The sequence below is a fragment of the Panacibacter microcysteis genome (assembly GCF_015831355.1).
Classification (GTDB): Bacteria; Bacteroidota; Bacteroidia; order Chitinophagales; family Chitinophagaceae; genus Panacibacter; species Panacibacter microcysteis.
Genome location: NZ_JADWYR010000001.1, coordinates 400,020 through 416,166, shown reverse-complemented (window position 1 = coordinate 416,166; position 16,147 = coordinate 400,020). Strand labels below are relative to the sequence as shown.

General features: G+C 42.1%; 16 protein-coding genes and 1 other RNA gene. 8 read left to right on the top strand and 9 right to left on the bottom strand.

Annotated features, from left to right (window positions below):
• Positions 1 to 152 precede the first annotated feature (152 nt).
• On the top strand, positions 153 to 1,160 hold the full coding sequence (locus I5907_RS01720) for an FAD:protein FMN transferase (protein WP_231401931.1): 1,008 nt from the start codon (positions 153 to 155) through the stop codon (positions 1,158 to 1,160).
• Between the two features lie 18 nt (positions 1,161 to 1,178).
• Entirely contained in the window at positions 1,179 to 2,549 is a 1,371-nt protein-coding gene (locus I5907_RS01715) for a 3-keto-disaccharide hydrolase (protein ID WP_196989019.1), read from the top strand.
• A 272-nt stretch (positions 2,550 to 2,821) separates the two neighbouring features.
• On the opposite strand, the gene I5907_RS01710 is transcribed toward I5907_RS01715, so the two are convergent.
• The 4 genes from I5907_RS01710 to lolA1 form a co-directional block, all read right to left on the bottom strand.
• Positions 2,822 to 3,670: a universal stress protein gene (locus tag I5907_RS01710; RefSeq protein ID WP_196989018.1), complete on the bottom strand. Its 849-nt coding sequence runs from the start codon at positions 3,668 to 3,670 to the stop codon at positions 2,822 to 2,824.
• A gap of 42 nt (positions 3,671 to 3,712) precedes the next feature.
• Positions 3,713 to 5,089 (bottom strand): HAD-IB family phosphatase, encoded by a 1,377-nt coding sequence (locus I5907_RS01705; protein WP_196989017.1) that lies wholly within the window; start codon positions 5,087 to 5,089, stop codon positions 3,713 to 3,715.
• A 268-nt stretch (positions 5,090 to 5,357) separates the two neighbouring features.
• On the bottom strand, positions 5,358 to 6,041 hold the full coding sequence (cmk, locus tag I5907_RS01700; RefSeq protein WP_196989016.1) for a (d)CMP kinase: 684 nt from the start codon (positions 6,039 to 6,041) through the stop codon (positions 5,358 to 5,360).
• 84 nt (positions 6,042 to 6,125) lie between these two features.
• A complete protein-coding gene (gene lolA1, locus I5907_RS01695; RefSeq protein WP_196989015.1) occupies positions 6,126 to 6,758 on the bottom strand; it encodes an outer membrane lipoprotein periplasmic chaperone LolA1 in 633 nt (210 codons plus the stop codon).
• Between the two features lie 208 nt (positions 6,759 to 6,966).
• Here lolA1 and I5907_RS01690 point away from each other — a divergent pair, with 208 nt between their 5' ends.
• The 6 genes from I5907_RS01690 (at position 6,967) to I5907_RS01665 (ending at position 11,787) form a co-directional block, all read left to right on the top strand.
• Entirely contained in the window at positions 6,967 to 7,782 is an 816-nt protein-coding gene (locus tag I5907_RS01690) for an outer membrane protein assembly factor BamD (protein ID WP_196989014.1), read from the top strand.
• Positions 7,779 to 8,120, top strand: a complete 342-nt coding sequence (locus I5907_RS01685) for a DNA-directed RNA polymerase subunit omega (RefSeq protein ID WP_196989013.1) — start codon at positions 7,779 to 7,781, stop codon at positions 8,118 to 8,120. The genes I5907_RS01690 and I5907_RS01685 overlap by 4 nt, the downstream gene beginning before the upstream one ends.
• A 114-nt stretch (positions 8,121 to 8,234) precedes the next feature.
• Positions 8,235 to 9,641 carry a bifunctional phosphopantothenoylcysteine decarboxylase/phosphopantothenate--cysteine ligase CoaBC gene (coaBC, locus tag I5907_RS01680; protein ID WP_231401930.1) on the top strand — a complete coding sequence of 469 codons (1,407 nt, stop codon included), beginning with the start codon at positions 8,235 to 8,237 and terminating at the stop codon, positions 9,639 to 9,641.
• Complete coding sequence (porD, locus tag I5907_RS01675; protein WP_196989012.1) at positions 9,634 to 10,551, top strand: type IX secretion system protein PorD; 918 nt, start codon at positions 9,634 to 9,636, stop codon at positions 10,549 to 10,551. Before coaBC ends, porD begins: the two co-directional genes overlap by 8 nt.
• Positions 10,551 to 10,904 (top strand): DUF4296 domain-containing protein, encoded by a 354-nt coding sequence (locus I5907_RS01670; RefSeq protein WP_196989011.1) that lies wholly within the window; start codon positions 10,551 to 10,553, stop codon positions 10,902 to 10,904. The genes porD and I5907_RS01670 overlap by 1 nt, the downstream gene beginning before the upstream one ends.
• A 187-nt stretch (positions 10,905 to 11,091) precedes the next feature.
• Positions 11,092 to 11,787 carry a CoA transferase subunit A gene (locus I5907_RS01665; protein WP_196989010.1) on the top strand — a complete coding sequence of 232 codons (696 nt, stop codon included), beginning with the start codon at positions 11,092 to 11,094 and terminating at the stop codon, positions 11,785 to 11,787.
• Here the strand turns inward: I5907_RS01665 and I5907_RS01660 are convergent, their stop codons facing one another.
• The 5 genes from I5907_RS01660 to I5907_RS01640 form a co-directional block, all read right to left on the bottom strand.
• A complete protein-coding gene (locus tag I5907_RS01660) occupies positions 11,788 to 12,246 on the bottom strand; it encodes a YciI family protein (RefSeq protein WP_196989009.1) in 459 nt (152 codons plus the stop codon).
• A 66-nt stretch (positions 12,247 to 12,312) separates the two neighbouring features.
• Positions 12,313 to 12,495, bottom strand: a complete 183-nt coding sequence (locus tag I5907_RS01655) for a hypothetical protein (RefSeq protein WP_196989008.1) — start codon at positions 12,493 to 12,495, stop codon at positions 12,313 to 12,315.
• A gap of 164 nt (positions 12,496 to 12,659) precedes the next feature.
• Positions 12,660 to 13,008, bottom strand: an RNA gene (rnpB, locus tag I5907_RS01650) — RNase P RNA component class A.
• A gap of 98 nt (positions 13,009 to 13,106) precedes the next feature.
• The gene (locus I5907_RS01645; protein ID WP_196989007.1) at positions 13,107 to 14,138 is read right to left on the bottom strand and encodes a Smr/MutS family protein; all 1,032 of its coding nucleotides are present in this window, start codon (positions 14,136 to 14,138) and stop codon (positions 13,107 to 13,109) included.
• A 94-nt stretch (positions 14,139 to 14,232) separates the two neighbouring features.
• Complete coding sequence (locus I5907_RS01640; protein ID WP_196989006.1) at positions 14,233 to 15,936, bottom strand: amino acid permease; 1,704 nt, start codon at positions 15,934 to 15,936, stop codon at positions 14,233 to 14,235.
• Between the last annotated feature and the right edge of the window lie 211 nt (positions 15,937 to 16,147).

Here is a 16,147-nt window from a genome sequence, read left to right as displayed (position 1 = left end):
ATCAGCAACACTGTAACCGGATCGCGTAGCTCAATATAGTTGTTGCAGTACAAGTGAGTGACACAACCACAGCTCATTAAAGGCCAATTGCCTGCTTCAAAATAATCTTTGCTTTTTAAGTTGTTAAAGAACACATTGCTTAGATTTGTTGCATGCGATTGGCTTTTGTATTGATGATAATCACCATATTTTCTTTTTTTAAACCAGTTGAAACACCCGGAGAGTTTTTGATAAGCGGCACTGCACAAGGCACCACTTACCACATCCGTTATTATGCCACTGACAGCCTGGTTACCAAACAACAAATAGACAGCATTCTTACCTGTATAGACAGCTCACTTTCAGTTTACAAACCTTACTCCCTTATCACCAGGTTCAATCAATCTGCCGCAGGCTCAGCCATAGATGCGCACTTTGCGAATGTTGTAAAAGCTTCACTTGAAACATACTACTCAACCGGCGGAACTTTTGATATAACTGTGGCGCCGCTAACCGAGGCATGGGGCTTTGCAGCAAAACATATAGACCACGTGCCGGATACCGCAACAATCAAATCTTTACTGGGCTGTGTGGGTTCAGACAAAATTGTTTTGCAGAAAGATTCGCTTATTAAAAAAAAGCCATGTGTTCAAGTGGATGTGAATGGTATTGCACAAGGATACAGCGTAGATGTTGTTGCGCATTTTTTGCTGCAACAGGGCATTCAAAACTACCTCGTTGAAATTGGGGGCGAGATCTGCGTTCGTGGCCGCAAACAACCATCTGGATCGCTGATGAAAATTGGTATTGAATCTCCGGGAGATGATGAAATGGAGCCGGGCATTATGCAAAAAATTATTGCAACAGATAAGGGCGCCGTTACAACTTCGGGCAATTACAGGAAGTATTATGAAAGTGAAGGAAAAAAGATAACCCACCTTATAGACCCTTCCACCGGTTACTCTATACAAAATGAAATGATCAGCGCAACTGTATATGCAAAAGATGCTATAACCGCCGATGCTTACGACAATGCGCTGATGGTAATGGGCCTGCAAAAAGCCATACAATTTGTGGAAGCAAAAAAAGATATAGCCGCTTATTTTATTTATCGCAGAAACGATGGCAGTGTTGCCGATACAGCAACCACTGCTTTCTATAAGTTATTTGATAAAGAGTAATATTTTAAAACAACGTTTATGAAATACACAGCAATTGTTTCTTTACTTATCTGCTGCTGCTTTGGAGCAGTAGCGCAGCAACAAAAAGGCTTTGTAAGTTTATTCGATGGTCAGTCATTAAATGGGTGGAAACAGGTTTCCGGGTCTGCGAAGTACAGCGTGGCCAACAACATGATTGTTGGAGAAACAGTTGCTTCTTCTCCCAATACCTTTCTTATAACAGAAAAGGAATTCGGAGATTTTATTCTTGAACTGGATATAAAAATGGAAGATACATCCTCGAATTCCGGTATACAGTTCAGGAGCCATATAAACCCTGAAGGTAATGATGGTAAAGGTCGTGTGTACGGTTACCAGTTTGAAATAGATCCGTCTGCGCGTAAGTGGAGCGGCGGTGTGTATGACGAAGCAAGAAGAGACTGGCTTTACCCGCTTAGCCTTCACCCGCAGGTACAAAATGCTTTTAAGATTAACGATTTTAACCATGTACGCATAGAATGTAAGGGACGCGAAATAAGAACATGGTTAAACGATATAGCCGTTGCTTGCGTGGCAGATAGTTTTGATGCCAGCGGCTTTATAGCATTGCAGGTGCACAGTATTAACAATGAAAAGCAGGTGGGTAAAAAAATATGGTGGAAGAACATTCGTATAAAAACAGGCAGCGATGTAACGCTAACGCCTTTGCCTTCCAATATGTACGCGGTAAACAACCTGCCCAATACATTAACAGATTACGAGAAGAAAAATGGCTGGAAGTTGTTGTTTGATGGTACAAGCACCCAGGGCTGGCGTGGTGCGTATAAAAGCACTTTTCCGCAGGGTGGCTGGCTGGTAAAGAACGGAACACTAACTGTGCTTTCTTCCGAAGGAAAAGAATCTGCCAATGGCGGAGATATTGTAACCATTGATGAATACAGCGCCTTTGATCTGTCGTTTGAGTTTAAGCTTACGCCCGGTGCCAACAGCGGCGTAAAATATTTTGTTACATTGTCAGAAAACAACAGCGGCTCTGCCATTGGGTTGGAGTACCAGGTGCTGGATGACTCTTTACATCCCGATGCAAAACTTGGCAGAGATGGCAACAGAACAATGGCTTCGCTGTACGATCTTATAACCGCCAATAAACAAAAGCGATTTATTCACCAGCCCGGCGAGTGGAATACGGGCAGGGTGGTGGTTTACCCCAACAACCACGTAGAACATTATCTCAATGGCATTAAGGTGCTCGAGTACGATCGTGGATCGCAGGCTTATAAAGACCTGGTGGCAATCAGCAAATACAAAGTGTGGCCAAACTTTGGCGAAGCAAAACAGGGCCATATCTTACTGCAGGATCATGGTAATGAAGTAAGCTTCAGGAGTATTAAAATAAAAACACTGCAATAACTTTTTGGAGCCAGGCAAAAGCATTGCTATTTAGCTTCTGTTGCGTCGCACACTTGTACTGTTGAAGCTTTATGGGGCAGCCCCGGGCACATACAGGCTGTGTGTTTGCGGCGTTTGTATCAAACACACGCTACAGTTGCCATAAAAGTGGAACGATGAACCGAGCGTGGCAAGAGAAGCTCCATATATGAACTGCTGCCGGCTACATAAAATTAAAAAGCAAACACTTAAGTGTTTGCTTTTTTTAAACGGTCTTTCAGCAGGTAATAGCTTTATTCTTTTTCCAGTGTTATAACCGGAATTTTGGAGTTGTATGACAGTAATCTTTTTGTAATCCTGTTCCACATACCGGGCAAATAATAATCGTGCTTGTTGTTGATCATAATAAGATCCGCATTTATTTTCTTGGAGAAATTAAGCGTTGTGGTCGCCAGGTTCTTTCCCTCCAGAATAATAGACTGCACGGGTATAGTTGTGAGGCTTTGTATTACTTCCAGCGTTTGAGACAGGATTGGAATTTCCGGTTCATTATTTCCTTTCCTCAGCGAAACAACGAAGATGGTTGATTTGAAATACCTGCCCAATAGTGCTGCAAGTCTGATGCGGCGCATGGGTATATGGTCATCATGCAGTGGTAAAACAATTTTTTTAAAATGACTTACCAGGCCACTGGCCCTTACACCAAGCACCGGCATAGCAGTTTTCTTTGCCAGGTTACTAATGTTCACCGTTGAGACGATTCGGTGCAGCAGGTTGAATTTTGAGAGACCTTTTACTACCATATCCATGTTATACAAGCGTGTGTATTTCACGAGTTCTTCCTGCTCACTGCCACTCAGTACACTTATTTCAATCTGGCCCTTACCGCAGAGATGTTGCTTGTACTGTTCTTTCATTGCGTGTAAGCGGTCCTGCGCATTTTTCATATCTGCAGAACGGTCGTAAGGGTAAAAATGGGCTGCTTCTACTGTAAGCAAAGGGAATGAAGCTGATGACACCACGTGCACAAGATGGATATTACAATGCAGTGCGTTGGCTAATTCGATAGCCTTTGAAATTGCCCATCTGTCTCTTGGGGAGAAATCTACCGGCACTAAAATGTTGTATAAGTTCTTCTGCATAGCAACGGTTTTGTGTTTATTAAAATTGGGTTACATATTCTGTCAGGCAAATTCGAGCAAAGACTTAAAGCTGGGCTCTTTTATTTCGTTAGATGCAATTTTTTTCAACAGTTCGTCGGTTGTACAAAATGCTATTCCATGACCCGCATGACCAACCATGCACCTGTCGTCTGTATTATCCCCCACTGCAATACAGTTTTTAAATTGTACATGGTACTTCTCGCATGCGTACTGCAGCGCGTTGGTTTTGCAAAATGCATGGCCGCAAATATTATCGGGAGAAGCAAAAAAGTAAGAAGGCATATTCACTTCGCCGGTAGCCTTACCTTCAATGATCTCCAGTTGTATAGCATATGAAAAATCTGCGCCAATATTTTTTACCACATAATTAGTGATGAGCGTATAACTGTTACTGATAATGCCAATAATGTACCCCCGTGCCTTTAATTCCGCTACTACAGTTTTGATGTCGTTGACCATTTCAATATTGTGGATTACATCGAGGAGTTCATCAATAGTTCTGCCTTTAAGTAACAGCCCTATTCTTTTGCTGAGAATGATCGGATCTTTTTCCTCATCCCTCAGATCGTGCAACTTAGCCTCAAAGCCGAATTTCCTGGCACATTCATCTATAAACCTGCCTTTCAAAATGGTATCGTCCATATCAAATACGGCCATTTTATGGTGCACGCTCAGGTTCTCCCTCAAAGAGTCGTGCATTTGCCGGTTGATCTCTTCAATCGATTCCACTGCTTCTTCGATTGCATCACCCGGGGATTGTTGTTGAGCTTTGGAAATGATTGCCCGGGATACTTCCCTGCTCATTTTGCCCAATGCCTGCCATGGTTTGCTTTTGTTTTCTATATAACCGATGTTTATTTCTGTAATGCGTGCCTTCATTAAATACATATCAAGCAAAATGCCGATATCTACACCATAATCATTAAAGAATTTGATGCGTTGGAAAAAATGTTTTTTTCCTGCGATCATACCACTAAGCGGCTGTGAAAAATCTGCAAGGCCGGGATAGAAAATATTCAGTAAAGGTTTGGCAACTAATTCGGTTACACGGCCTGCATTGCGGGCAAAGGTACCTTTCACGAAATCAGCTTCGTCAAGCAAAAGCGGTTTAGTAAGGTCACTTATGGTATTTTCAGGATAAGGGTCGATGTCTGCGTCCAGAAAAACGACAATATCGTTGGTTGCAGCGTCAATGCCTTCTTTCATGGAAATACCTTTTCCTCTTGCAGCACTAATGATCACCCGGGCTCCGGCTTCCTTCGCCAGCTCCACTGTATTATCTTCCGACTTATCATCGATCACTATTACCTCACTTACCAATTCATTACGTCTGCAAAAGTTCACAACATTTGCAATCGTACCGGATTCATTAAGTGCAGGAATAATAACTGTCAGCATAGGCATTCTTTTCCAGGTTAGCTATTGTGTTAAGTTCCAGGGCGGTAACGAAATCAACAGTTGCAATATAGGTCAAAAGCTATGCCTGAAATGTTAAGTTATCGCATCTTAAAACAAGCGCTGTTCATGCTTTTGATTCTGCAACCGAAGCAGGTAAAGGTAGGGGTATAGGTTGTTAAAAAATGTAAAGCTTACAGCCTGATCGGATTTTTATTTCCTTAATGTGTAATAGTGTTGTGTGTAGCGTTTTCCTCAAAACGAGTATTTGTTAAGCTTTGGAGATTTGCTGTCTGGCCCATGCCAGTGCCATTTGCAGTTGCTCCTGCATGGTTAAATTAGAATTATCAAGTACAATAGCATCGTTTGCTTTACGTAACGGACTTACTTCCCGGTTGGTGTCTATGTAGTCCCGCATTTCGAGATTGTTTTTTACTTCTTCAATGGTGATGTTTGGATTTTTAGCATACAGTTCTTTGTATCGCCGCTCAACCCTGATTACATTGTCTGCCGTCATAAAAATTTTCAGTTCCGCTTGCGGGAAAACGGTGGTGCCTATATCCCTTCCATCCATCACAATGCCTTTTTCCTCACCCATTTTACGTTGTTGGGCTACGGCGAATGCCCGCACCTCCTTAATGGCGGAAATATTGCTCACGTTTTCGCTAACCAGCATATCACGGATGAGCGCCTCCACATTTTCACCGTTCAAATACATGTCGCTTTTTTGTGATGCGTCGTTATAAAAGAACTCCAGGTTAATGTTATTCAGCGCTTCGCTTACTGCTTTGGGGTTTTCCCAATTCACGTGGTTTCTTAAAAAATACAATGTTACCGCCCGGTACATAGCGCCACTGTCAATAAAGGTATATTGCAATTCTTTTGCAAGCTGCTTTGCGAGTGTGCTTTTCCCACATGATGAGTAACCGTCTATCGTGATAATAATCTTTTTCATGCGTGGTAAAAGTGGTAAAAAAAGACTTGCCATCAAAAAAAAGCCCTGCAGTTAATGCAGGGCTATGCAAAGATAAAAATCCTTTTATTGGTTAACCACCTCAACTCCCGGGTGTTTGGCCGAATCAAACATAAATTTTGAATCTGGCAAAGCCGCACCTGTGTTTACATTGGTGAGGCTAAATTCTATAATGTTATCACTTTTATCTACGACAGTAGCTTTCAGGATCATTTTTTTAGTTTTGTCAACATACACCGTTACCTGCTTAAAGTTTTTTCTTTTATCAGTAGGATACATCACAATCTGGTGAGAAGATCCTTCGCTTGAAACCAGTTTATACGTGAAATCCTGGTCGTAAAAGTTGGAAAGTAATTTTTGTGGCGTAAGCATCTTGGTGTCTTCATTGTCCACATCTGCAACAGTTACCTCATCTTCACCATTAAAATTCCACACTTTACTTCCATCGCAAAAGATCTCTGTACTTCCCTGTTTCAGGTAATATTTCTGGCCTTTAATATTAATGACCCCTTTGGCAGAACCTTTTACAGTTTTGTTCCTGTCTTTTGTAGTGTAAGAGAAATTGGCAGTAATGCCTTTGAACGTTTTTATTTTGGCGCTTACTTCATCTAGCACTTTCTTAGCGTTTGGATCATTCTGGGCATTGGCAAGAACACTCAATCCTGTAAACATCAATAACAGGAGATAGATTTTTTTCATTTTCTTCTTTTTTGGGTTTGCAAAAATAGACGATTAATCAGTCGTATTAAATCTTCTTTTTATTTACACTGAGCATTAATCAATTTTGCTGCCTTATTTTTTTTCTACAGTGGGGCAGCGGTGTTTTATGTATTTATTAACTGACCGATAAGGCCACGGGAATTTTCTAAACGATAATTTGCCGGAATAACATAATTTTGCGCACTTTATGAGATTTTTCCTGAGCGTTATCACAGCCCTTGTATTGTTTACTTCCTGTGCGTCAAAACTTGGTAAAGTTTTGAAAAGCAAGGACAATGAGTATAAGTTGAAAATGGCTGAACAGTATTATGTTCAGAAAAAATACATGAATGCCCAACAGGTATTTGAAGATGTAATGCCTTATTTCCGGGGTAGCGATAAGTACGAGGATATGTTTTATAAGTACACGTATTGCGCTTATTACCAGAAAGACTACATGAATGCGGAGAGCCTTTTCAAAACCTATACAGAAAATTTTCCAAATAGTGTAAGGCTGGAAGAATGCGAGTATATGCGCTGTTACTGCTACTACAAGCAATCGCCCAAAGTCGATCTTGATCAGACAGCCACTTCAAAGACTATTTCGCTTATGCAGGCGTTTATAAATACGCACCCGCAGTCAGAACGAGTAAAGCAGGCCAATTTAATTATGGATACCTGCAGGGCAAAACTGGAAATGAAAGAATTTAAAGCGGCTCAGTTGTATTACGATATGGGTGGTTACAATTACAGGGCAGCCGCAATCGCTTTCAGCACACTTATGGATGATTACCCCGATTCTGAAAAAGGCGATGAATACAAGCTGCTGACGATAAAAGCATATTATAAATATGCTGAACTCAGTGTTGTTGACAAACAGCAAGAACGTTTTGAAAAAGTAATATCCGAGTGCAACGACTTTAAAGAACGCTTTGCCGGCAGTAAACTGGCACCTGAAGCAGAAGCGTACAAAGCGATGTCTGAAGGAAAAATTAAAGGCTTAACAAAAAATACAATCAAATGAATAAATTAAGGAAGCATATGAGCGCCAATACAACCAATGTTGTAGAGGCAAAAAACCTGCTCGATATAAAGGCGCCAACAGGCAACCTTTACGAATCAATTTCCATTATTGCCAAGAGGGCAAACCAGATCAACATTTCTTTAAAAGAAGAATTGCATAACAAACTGGAGGAATTTGCCAGCCATACAGATAGCCTTGAAGAAATTCATGAGAATAAAGAGCAGATCGAAATCTCAAGGGCTTACGAAAAAATGCCTAACCCGTCAATTCTTGCAACACAGGAATTCCTCGAGAACAAGGTATACTACCGTAAAAATGATGATGATCTTTTCAGATAACTGATCATTAATATTCCAATATTATTACAAAACGACAGCGCATGCTGTCGTTTTTGTTATTTTAGCCGCGGCTTATGCTGGGTTTTGGGTTTATGGACCCGGCAGCGGTAAACAATGGCATCGTCCCTTGCGTCGCACTCTTGTACTGCAGGAACATTATTCAACAGGAAGCGGCAATCGTGCATTATGAAAGGTTTGTACCTGGCGCGGGGTGTTTTTCCGGAACGCTGCAGCCGCCATAACAACGGAACGTTGAAACGAGCGTGGCAACAGGCGATGCCCACAGAACCAAAGATGACAAACAAAATCTTACCAAACCGAAATATGCTCAAAGGCAAAAAAATATTGTTGGGTATTACAGGCAGTATTGCAGCTTACAAAGCCATTCTGCTGGTACGGCTACTTGTAAAAGGAGGCGCAGAAGTAAAAGTTGTAATGACAAATGCTGCCAAAAGCTTCGTATCGCCGCTTGTACTTTCTACATTGTCAAACAACAAAGTACTGGTTGATCTTTTTGATGAAGACACCTGGGCCAATCATGTAATGCTCGGCCGCTGGGCAGACGTAATGGTAATAGCCCCTGCCAGTTGTAATACGCTGGCCAAAATGGCCAGCGGCCAGTGTGATAATCTTTTACTGGCTGTGTATTTATCTGCCACCTGCCCGGTGGTTGTATCTCCGGCTATGGATGAAGACATGTGGCACCACGCCTCTACGCAGCGGAATATTAATTTGTTGCGGTCTTATGGCAATAGTATTCTCAACGTGGAAAAAGGAGAGCTGGCAAGCGGCCTTATTGGCGAAGGCAGGATGGCTGAGCCGGAAACCATTGTGCAATACCTCACAGAAAATTTTTTCAGGGAAAAAACACTTGCCGGGAAAAAAGTACTGGTTACTGCCGGCCCAACCTATGAAGCAATAGACCCGGTTCGTTTTATTGGAAACCACTCCTCTGGTAAAATGGGTTTTGCTTTGGCAGAAGCTTTTTACCTGCAGGGTGCTGACGTGGAGCTTGTAACAGGCCCTACCAGCCAGCGCACCAGTTATGCCGGTATAGCTGTAACAGGCGTAACCAGCGCACAAAGTATGTATGAAGCCTGCACCGCTCTTTTTCCGGGTGTTGATATTGCGGTGATGAGCGCGGCGGTAGCAGACTATAAACCAATTGAAGTTGCCATAGAGAAAATTAAGAAGACCAACGAAGATTTAACAATACAACTGTCTAAAACAAGAGATATTTTAAAATCTTTGGGTGAAGAAAAAAAGCCCGGACAGTTATTGGTAGGTTTTGCGCTCGAAACAAATAATGAACGTGCTTACGCGCAAAGCAAGTTACAGGCAAAAAATGCAGATATGATCGTATTGAACTCGCTGCGTGACAAAGATGCCGGGTTTGGTCATGATACCAATAAGGTTACTGTTTTTGACAGGGATGGCAACGAGTATAACCTGAGCCTTGCCAGCAAACAGGCCATTGCTGCCGATATTGTAAACATCATTATACAAAAGCTACATGCGTAAAACCCTTTTGATCATAACACTACTGGTTACTGCAACATGTACCCGTGCACAGGAGATACAGGCCAAAGTAACAGTACTGGCACAGCAATTAAGCACCACTACCAATAAGAACATCTTCAGAACATTACAAACGCAGTTGACCAATATGATCAACAACCGGAAGTGGACAAAAGATGTTTTTCAGACGCAGGAAAAAATACAATGCAATTTTCTGCTGAATATTTCCAGCGTGCAGGATGACAATGTGTATAAAGCAACACTTACCGTTCAGGCTGCCAGACCAATTTACAATGCCAGTTATCAAAGCCCGCTTGTAAACTTCCAGGACGGGGATTTTACGTTTAAATACGTGGAGTACCAGCCGGTAGAATTTAATGAGGCAAGAGTAGGGGGTAACGATCCGCTGGCCGGTAATCTTACCGCTGTATTTGCCTATTACGTTTACATTATTCTTGGCCTGGATTACGATTCTTTTGAAGCCAAAGGTGGTGAGCAATACTTTCAGAAAGCATTGAATATTGTTACGAATGCGCCAGAATCGAGAGACATAAGCGGGTGGAAAGCATTTGACGGAAACAGGAACAGGTACTGGCTTTCCAATAATCTTAATACGGCCCGCTACAACCAGATACATGATATTTTGTATGCGTATTTCCGGTCGGGTTTAGATATGCTTTACCAGGACCAGGCGGCAGCAAGAAACAGCATGCTGGCCACACTGGGCAGCCTGGCTGATTTTATTCAGCAAAATCCAAACACGATGATCGTTCAGTTCTTCCTGCAAAACAGGAGCGATGAACTGATCGGCATTTTTAAAAAGGCAGACCAGCTTACCAAAACAAAGGCTGCGGAATTATTAACCAAGATTGATGTTGCCAATACTACCAAATACAGAAACGAATTAAAATAATGCGTAAAATTTTTATAGTAGTGGCGGTTATTTTTGCAGCTTGCTCATCACCCAACGAGATACCGGATGATGTACTCGGCATCAATGAAATGAAACCGATAATGTGGGATATGTTGCGTGCAGGCTCGCTTGCTCAAAATCTTTCGGGTATTGATACTGTAAAGATCCGCGATATTTCGACCAACAGTTACCAGCAGATCTTTCAATTGTATGGTATATCCAAAGAACAATTTTACGATAGTTACCAGTATTATATAGAGCATCCTGATAAACAAAAAATACTCCTCGATTCTGTTGTGGGCTATGCCAACAGGAAAAGGATGGAACTGTTCCAGAATATGCATGCGCAATAGTTTGATTGCGCCGTAAAAACTGTTTCTAAAGTGGCCACGCTATGCAGTATCGTTGCTGAAAAGCGATATAGTGTACAAGTGAGTGACACAACCGGTGCTGAAAAATGTTGCTGCAGCCGGTTTCCAAAAAAATGAACTGCTTTAATCCTGCCTGCTTCAATACATTTGTACAGAAAATTTGCCTGCCATGAATAAAGTATTTGCTAACGCTACAGAGGCTGTTTACGACATACAAGACGGTAAGACGATCATGCTTGGCGGTTTTGGCCTTTGTGGTATACCGGAAAATGCCATCAGTGCACTGGTTGCAAAAGGCATAAGCGGGTTAACCTGCATATCAAACAATGCCGGCGTGGATGATTTTGGGCTGGGCCTGTTGCTGAAAACAAGACAGATCAGGAAAATGATCAGCAGTTATGTAGGTGAAAATGCAGAGTTTGAAAGACAGTTACTAAGCGGAGAACTGGAAGTTGATCTTGTTCCGCAGGGTACACTGGCTACACGCATACAAATGGCTGGCATGGGCATTCCTGCGTTTTTTACACCTGCCGGCTACGGAACTGAAATAGCACAGGGTAAGGAAACGCGGGAGTTTGACGGCAAGATGTATTTAATGGAACATGCGCTGCATGCAGATTTTGCACTGGTAAAAGCCTGGAAGGGTGATACGATGGGGAACCTTGTTTTCAGGAAAACAACAAGAAATTTTTCTACTTCCATGGCCAAAGCCGGCAACATCACCATAGCTGAAGTAGAGGAACTAGTAGAGCCGGGCATGCTGGAGCCCGATGAAATTCATGTTGCGGGCGTATATGTACACCGTATTTTCAGGGGCAGCAACTATGAAAAACGTATAGAAAGGAAAACGACGTGTATACAATAATCAGGGATGTTGCTTTTCAATTTTTTCATGCGTTTTAAGGTATACAGGTAATGCAGCCGAACCATACCAGCCAAACAAATCCGCATCAAGCAGGCCTGCGTGTACAGCAGGGTCTGTATCAATTAACGCTTTTGCTTTTTCTATTGTGTCTACATTGAGTATAAAAATACCGCGGTAATTTTTGTTATTCTTTGCCAGCGGCCCTGCAACAACCAGTTTGTTTTCTTTTGCAAGCCTGCCTATATTTTGCATGTGCCCGCCAAAGAGGCTGTCAACCGTTGCTTTATTGTCGATTGTAGCAGGCCCCGTTTTCAGCATTACCAGCACATACATTTTCATACCATACTCATCTGCGCCTAAAGATTTGGCCAGAGAAGAATCATACAATGGGTTTGTTGATTGTGCGTTGGTGTTAGCCAGGTATAACAGGCATGTAAGCAGTATGATGAGCCGTTTCATAAGCCATGTTTAGCGGGTTATTTATAATAAAGTGTGGTAATAAATATACGCTAAAAAGGGCCATCATCAATTGTACTGAACAATAGAAAGAGCTTTGTATTTTCTTTCCAGTTTGCTGATCTGGTTAAGCTGCTTTTTTAGCTGGGACAAACTTTTTCCCCGGTGAAAGGCTCTGGCAAAAAGATGCTTCTCCAGTTTTAGCTGCTGCTGTACCCGCATAAACTCAAAATCGTATAGTATAGACTGCATACAGAAAATTTACACACACCTTTTAAGGTGGTTGAAGTTAAATGCATTGCATATTATACAGCAACAGCCTTGGCTGAACAGGAAAATTCAATGGCTATGTATGCAGTAAAAACTACTGAAGCGGATTGCACAAAAATGCCTGGTGCAAGTGCGCCAGGCATTTTAAAAACACAAACCTCGTAAGCCGGATTCTGTTTCAACACTATCATTTATCTGCGATAAACATTACTGTTTACCTGTAGCTGCCTACCCTGGCTCATCAGGCGGGCCGCCCTCGGGCGAGCCTATACATGGCATTACAGCATCCAAGGTTTACCCGTACGGTATATTACTATACCATACTGTGAGCTCTTACCTCACATTTTCACCCTTATTCTGCGTTGGCAGAACGGTTATTTTCTGTGGCACTGTCTGTTTCCGGCGTATACCGGAACCCGGCGCTTAACCGGTGGATTTACCCTATGCTGTCCGGACTTTCCTCTTTGTAAACAAAGCGATAGTTCGGGTTTGTGCAATTGCAAAAATACAGTAAGAAAATGATGGAGCCGGCAGTAGTATTTTATGGCATCGTCCCTTGCGTCGCATTACGTTCATCTGTATAACCCATGGCATCAATACTGGAAGTAAATCTCCGTAGCGCCATATCCATATTGCGGGTGGTATTGGTTAATAAAATATCGCACTTCTTTTTTCGACTTAAGTATGTCATGTATCTCATCCCTGAGTTTGCCGCTGCCCACACCGTGAATAATGGTAAGGCCAGGTTGCAGGTGAGCCACGGCAAGATCGTACCATTTTTCAAACTCGTTCAGTTGCATGGTAAGAATTTCAAAGTTGCTCATATGGCTCCAGTTGTCTGAAAGTTTTTCCATATGCAGGTCCACCACACTCCTGGGCGAAGGCAGGTTTTGCCTGGCTTTTTTTGCCTCGTAGGCAGTAAACTGTTTGTGAACGCCGGTTGGAACATCAGGTTTGTCATCAAACGCCTTATCCGGGTATGTTTCAAAGAGTTTAAAACTGATGGTAGGCTCGTTCTTCTCTTTCATCTCTTCCACTTTTTGAAAAAGTTGTCTGGCCTTTAATTTCACGGATGCCTCGTAGAACTCCGCCTTGTTTTTGACTGGTGTTATAAGCGAGAATTCAAAAAGAAACGAAGGGCTGTCGTTAAAGTCGGCAAACGAAAGATCATGCAGGTAGAAGTCATGGAAGGCTGTTACTTCGTTTGCTAGTTCAAAAGAAGGGTTGCCAAAAAAATGTTGCTCATAATTAAACTTATAGCCGGTATCTGTTCTGTTTACTACGTGAATTTTAAAAAGTTCCACCACTTCATCGCCAAACTCATCAATAGTAAATTTTGGTATCAGTGAAAGCCATACACCGGTGGTGGCTTTTATTTCGGCTGGTTTCGCTTTTGTTTTTTCCCTGGGAATATCTTCCACGAACTTCTTTTCTTTCTTAGGCTGAAAGATATTTTTCTTTTCTGTAAACCGTTTGAAATATGGAAAATCAATCTGGTCCATGTACGATGGAAATCTAACGCCACGCACTTCCACCATTACCATTTTGTTGTTGATGATCTCAACTACTTTGCCTTCTTCATTGGTATGCAAAACAACAATGTCATCACCTACCTGGTATTTCATCTTCTTTTGTTTATTAATGTGCAAAATTAAGCACTAATGAAATGCGTACAGGTAGCCGCTTACAGACAGCTTTACAAAAGGTGTAATTTGATATTTATGCTTTTGCCAGCCTGCTTTTCCTGTAGCCGTACAAAAAATAAATTGACAAACCAATAGCCATCCAGATAAGAAAATACATCCACGATACCGCAGGTATTTCAATCAGCAGGTAAGAACAAAACAATACACCCAATATTGGGATTAACGAGTAGTTGCGTATAAAAGTTAATACGCTCAATACTGCAGCCAGCACAATAAAAATAACAAACAGGATCTCCTGCAGGTTATCACTGCCCAGGTTTTGTACACTTGAAATTATCCTGTCTTTAGAGAAAAAAGCAAAGAGTACAAATAGTAATGGCACAATTACCTTTCCGTTTATGTATGGCAGTTTAAACTTACCCGTAGAATTGCCGGTTAAATTGGCAATTCTTGGCAAGGTTAACACTCCGCCGGACACAAGTACAAATGCAAACAGTGTTCCTATACTCGTAAGATCTGTCATTAAAGAACTCCTCATAAACAAAGAAGGTACGGCAACCAGTATACCTGTTATAATAGTAGAAAACCATGGCGTCTGGTATTTCGGGTGAACCTTTCCAAAAGCTTTTGGCAGTAATCCGTCACGGCTCATGCTCATCCATATACGCGGTTGTCCCAGTTGAAAAACCAGCAACACACTGGTGGTGGCAACAACAGCACTTACAGAAACAATATAGCCGATCCAGTTTTGGCCAACCCTTTCAAAAACAAAAGCAAGTGGGTCAGATACATTCAATTCTGAATAGTTTACCATGCCGGTTAGCACAAAAGCTACAAGGATATACAGCACAGTACATATAACCAGTGAATATATCATACCCCGGGGAAGATCCCTTTGCGGGTTGCGGCATTCTTCTGCCGTGGTGGAAATGGCATCAAAACCAATATACGCATAGAAGACGGCAGATACGCCTTTTAATACACCACCAAAGTCATTTGGCATAAAAGGGTTCCAGTTGCCCGGTTCTACAAAGAAAAAGCCTACAATAATTACAAAAATGATGACGAGTATTTTGAAGATCACCAGGAAATTGGTCATCTTTTTACTTTCTTTCATGCCTATATAGGTAAGCGCGCTGATAAGGCATACGATGATGAACGCTGGTATGTTCAAGAAGATATGTTTGCCGGCAATTACCGGTGCATTGTTCCATGTGTCGTAGGCAAACTGCATTGTTTTGTCAAGTGCGCCGCCTGCATTGAGTGTTTCCTGCGCTTTGGTAAAAGCCTCTTTTGCACTGCCTGGGTCTGTAATCATCCAGCCGGGTAAATGAAGGCCAAAGCCTTCGAGCAGGTTATTAAAATAACCGCTCCAGGAAATAGCTACCACAATATTACCTATCGCATATTCAAGTATGAGTGCCCAGCCAATGATCCATGCAATAATTTCTCCAAACGATACATAAGCGTAAGTATACGCACTGCCTGCAATAGGCACACGGCTGGCAAACTCGGCGTAGCACAGCGCAGAGAAGCCGCATGTTACCGCTGTTATAATAAAGAGCAGGGAAATACCCGGGCCGCCGTCAAAAGCGGCCTTGCCTATAGTAGAGAATATACCCGCACCCACCACCGCGGCTATACCCATAAAGGTGAGGTCTTTTACATTCAACACTTTTTTTAAGCCACCGCTATGTCCGTGCCCATCGTCCAAACCGGCTTCTGCATCTTTGACAATTTTTTCAATAGATTTTTTTCGGAAAAGTGAGTTAGACATAATAAGGAGTGGTTTAAAGCGGTCAAATTATGCAAAATATAATATGCACACAAAATTTTGCATTGGAGCGCAGCAAGTTTTTATGAAACGCTTTGGCTGTTGTGCCTGGCAACTTCCATGCGTTGTATGCACAAAAAGCACGCTGCAGCCGCCATAACAACGGAACGCAAAAGTGAGTGACACAACAGGCGATGCCACAGTGCTCAAAAGC

Excerpts from the sequence above, each read along its gene's own strand:
- I5907_RS01720 (WP_231401931.1), top strand. The coding sequence starts at position 153 with ATGCGATTGGCTTTTGTATTGATGATAATCACCATATTTTCTTTTTTT.
- I5907_RS01665 (WP_196989010.1), top strand. The coding sequence starts at position 11,092 with ATGAATAAAGTATTTGCTAACGCTACAGAGGCTGTTTACGACATACAA.
- I5907_RS01640 (WP_196989006.1), bottom strand. The coding sequence starts at position 15,936 with ATGTCTAACTCACTTTTCCGAAAAAAATCTATTGAAAAAATTGTCAAA.
- lolA1 (WP_196989015.1), bottom strand. The coding sequence starts at position 6,758 with ATGAAAAAAATCTATCTCCTGTTATTGATGTTTACAGGATTGAGTGTT.
- I5907_RS01705 (WP_196989017.1), bottom strand. The coding sequence starts at position 5,089 with ATGCTGACAGTTATTATTCCTGCACTTAATGAATCCGGTACGATTGCA.
- I5907_RS01670 (WP_196989011.1), top strand. The coding sequence starts at position 10,551 with ATGCGTAAAATTTTTATAGTAGTGGCGGTTATTTTTGCAGCTTGCTCA.
- cmk (WP_196989016.1), bottom strand. The coding sequence starts at position 6,041 with ATGAAAAAGATTATTATCACGATAGACGGTTACTCATCATGTGGGAAA.
- porD (WP_196989012.1), top strand. The coding sequence starts at position 9,634 with ATGCGTAAAACCCTTTTGATCATAACACTACTGGTTACTGCAACATGT.
- I5907_RS01660 (WP_196989009.1), bottom strand. The coding sequence starts at position 12,246 with ATGAAACGGCTCATCATACTGCTTACATGCCTGTTATACCTGGCTAAC.
- I5907_RS01715 (WP_196989019.1), top strand. The coding sequence starts at position 1,179 with ATGAAATACACAGCAATTGTTTCTTTACTTATCTGCTGCTGCTTTGGA.
- coaBC (WP_231401930.1), top strand. The coding sequence starts at position 8,235 with ATGGCATCGTCCCTTGCGTCGCACTCTTGTACTGCAGGAACATTATTC.
- I5907_RS01685 (WP_196989013.1), top strand. The coding sequence starts at position 7,779 with ATGAATAAATTAAGGAAGCATATGAGCGCCAATACAACCAATGTTGTA.
- I5907_RS01655 (WP_196989008.1), bottom strand. The coding sequence starts at position 12,495 with ATGCAGTCTATACTATACGATTTTGAGTTTATGCGGGTACAGCAGCAG.
- I5907_RS01645 (WP_196989007.1), bottom strand. The coding sequence starts at position 14,138 with ATGAAATACCAGGTAGGTGATGACATTGTTGTTTTGCATACCAATGAA.
- I5907_RS01690 (WP_196989014.1), top strand. The coding sequence starts at position 6,967 with ATGAGATTTTTCCTGAGCGTTATCACAGCCCTTGTATTGTTTACTTCC.
- I5907_RS01710 (WP_196989018.1), bottom strand. The coding sequence starts at position 3,670 with ATGCAGAAGAACTTATACAACATTTTAGTGCCGGTAGATTTCTCCCCA.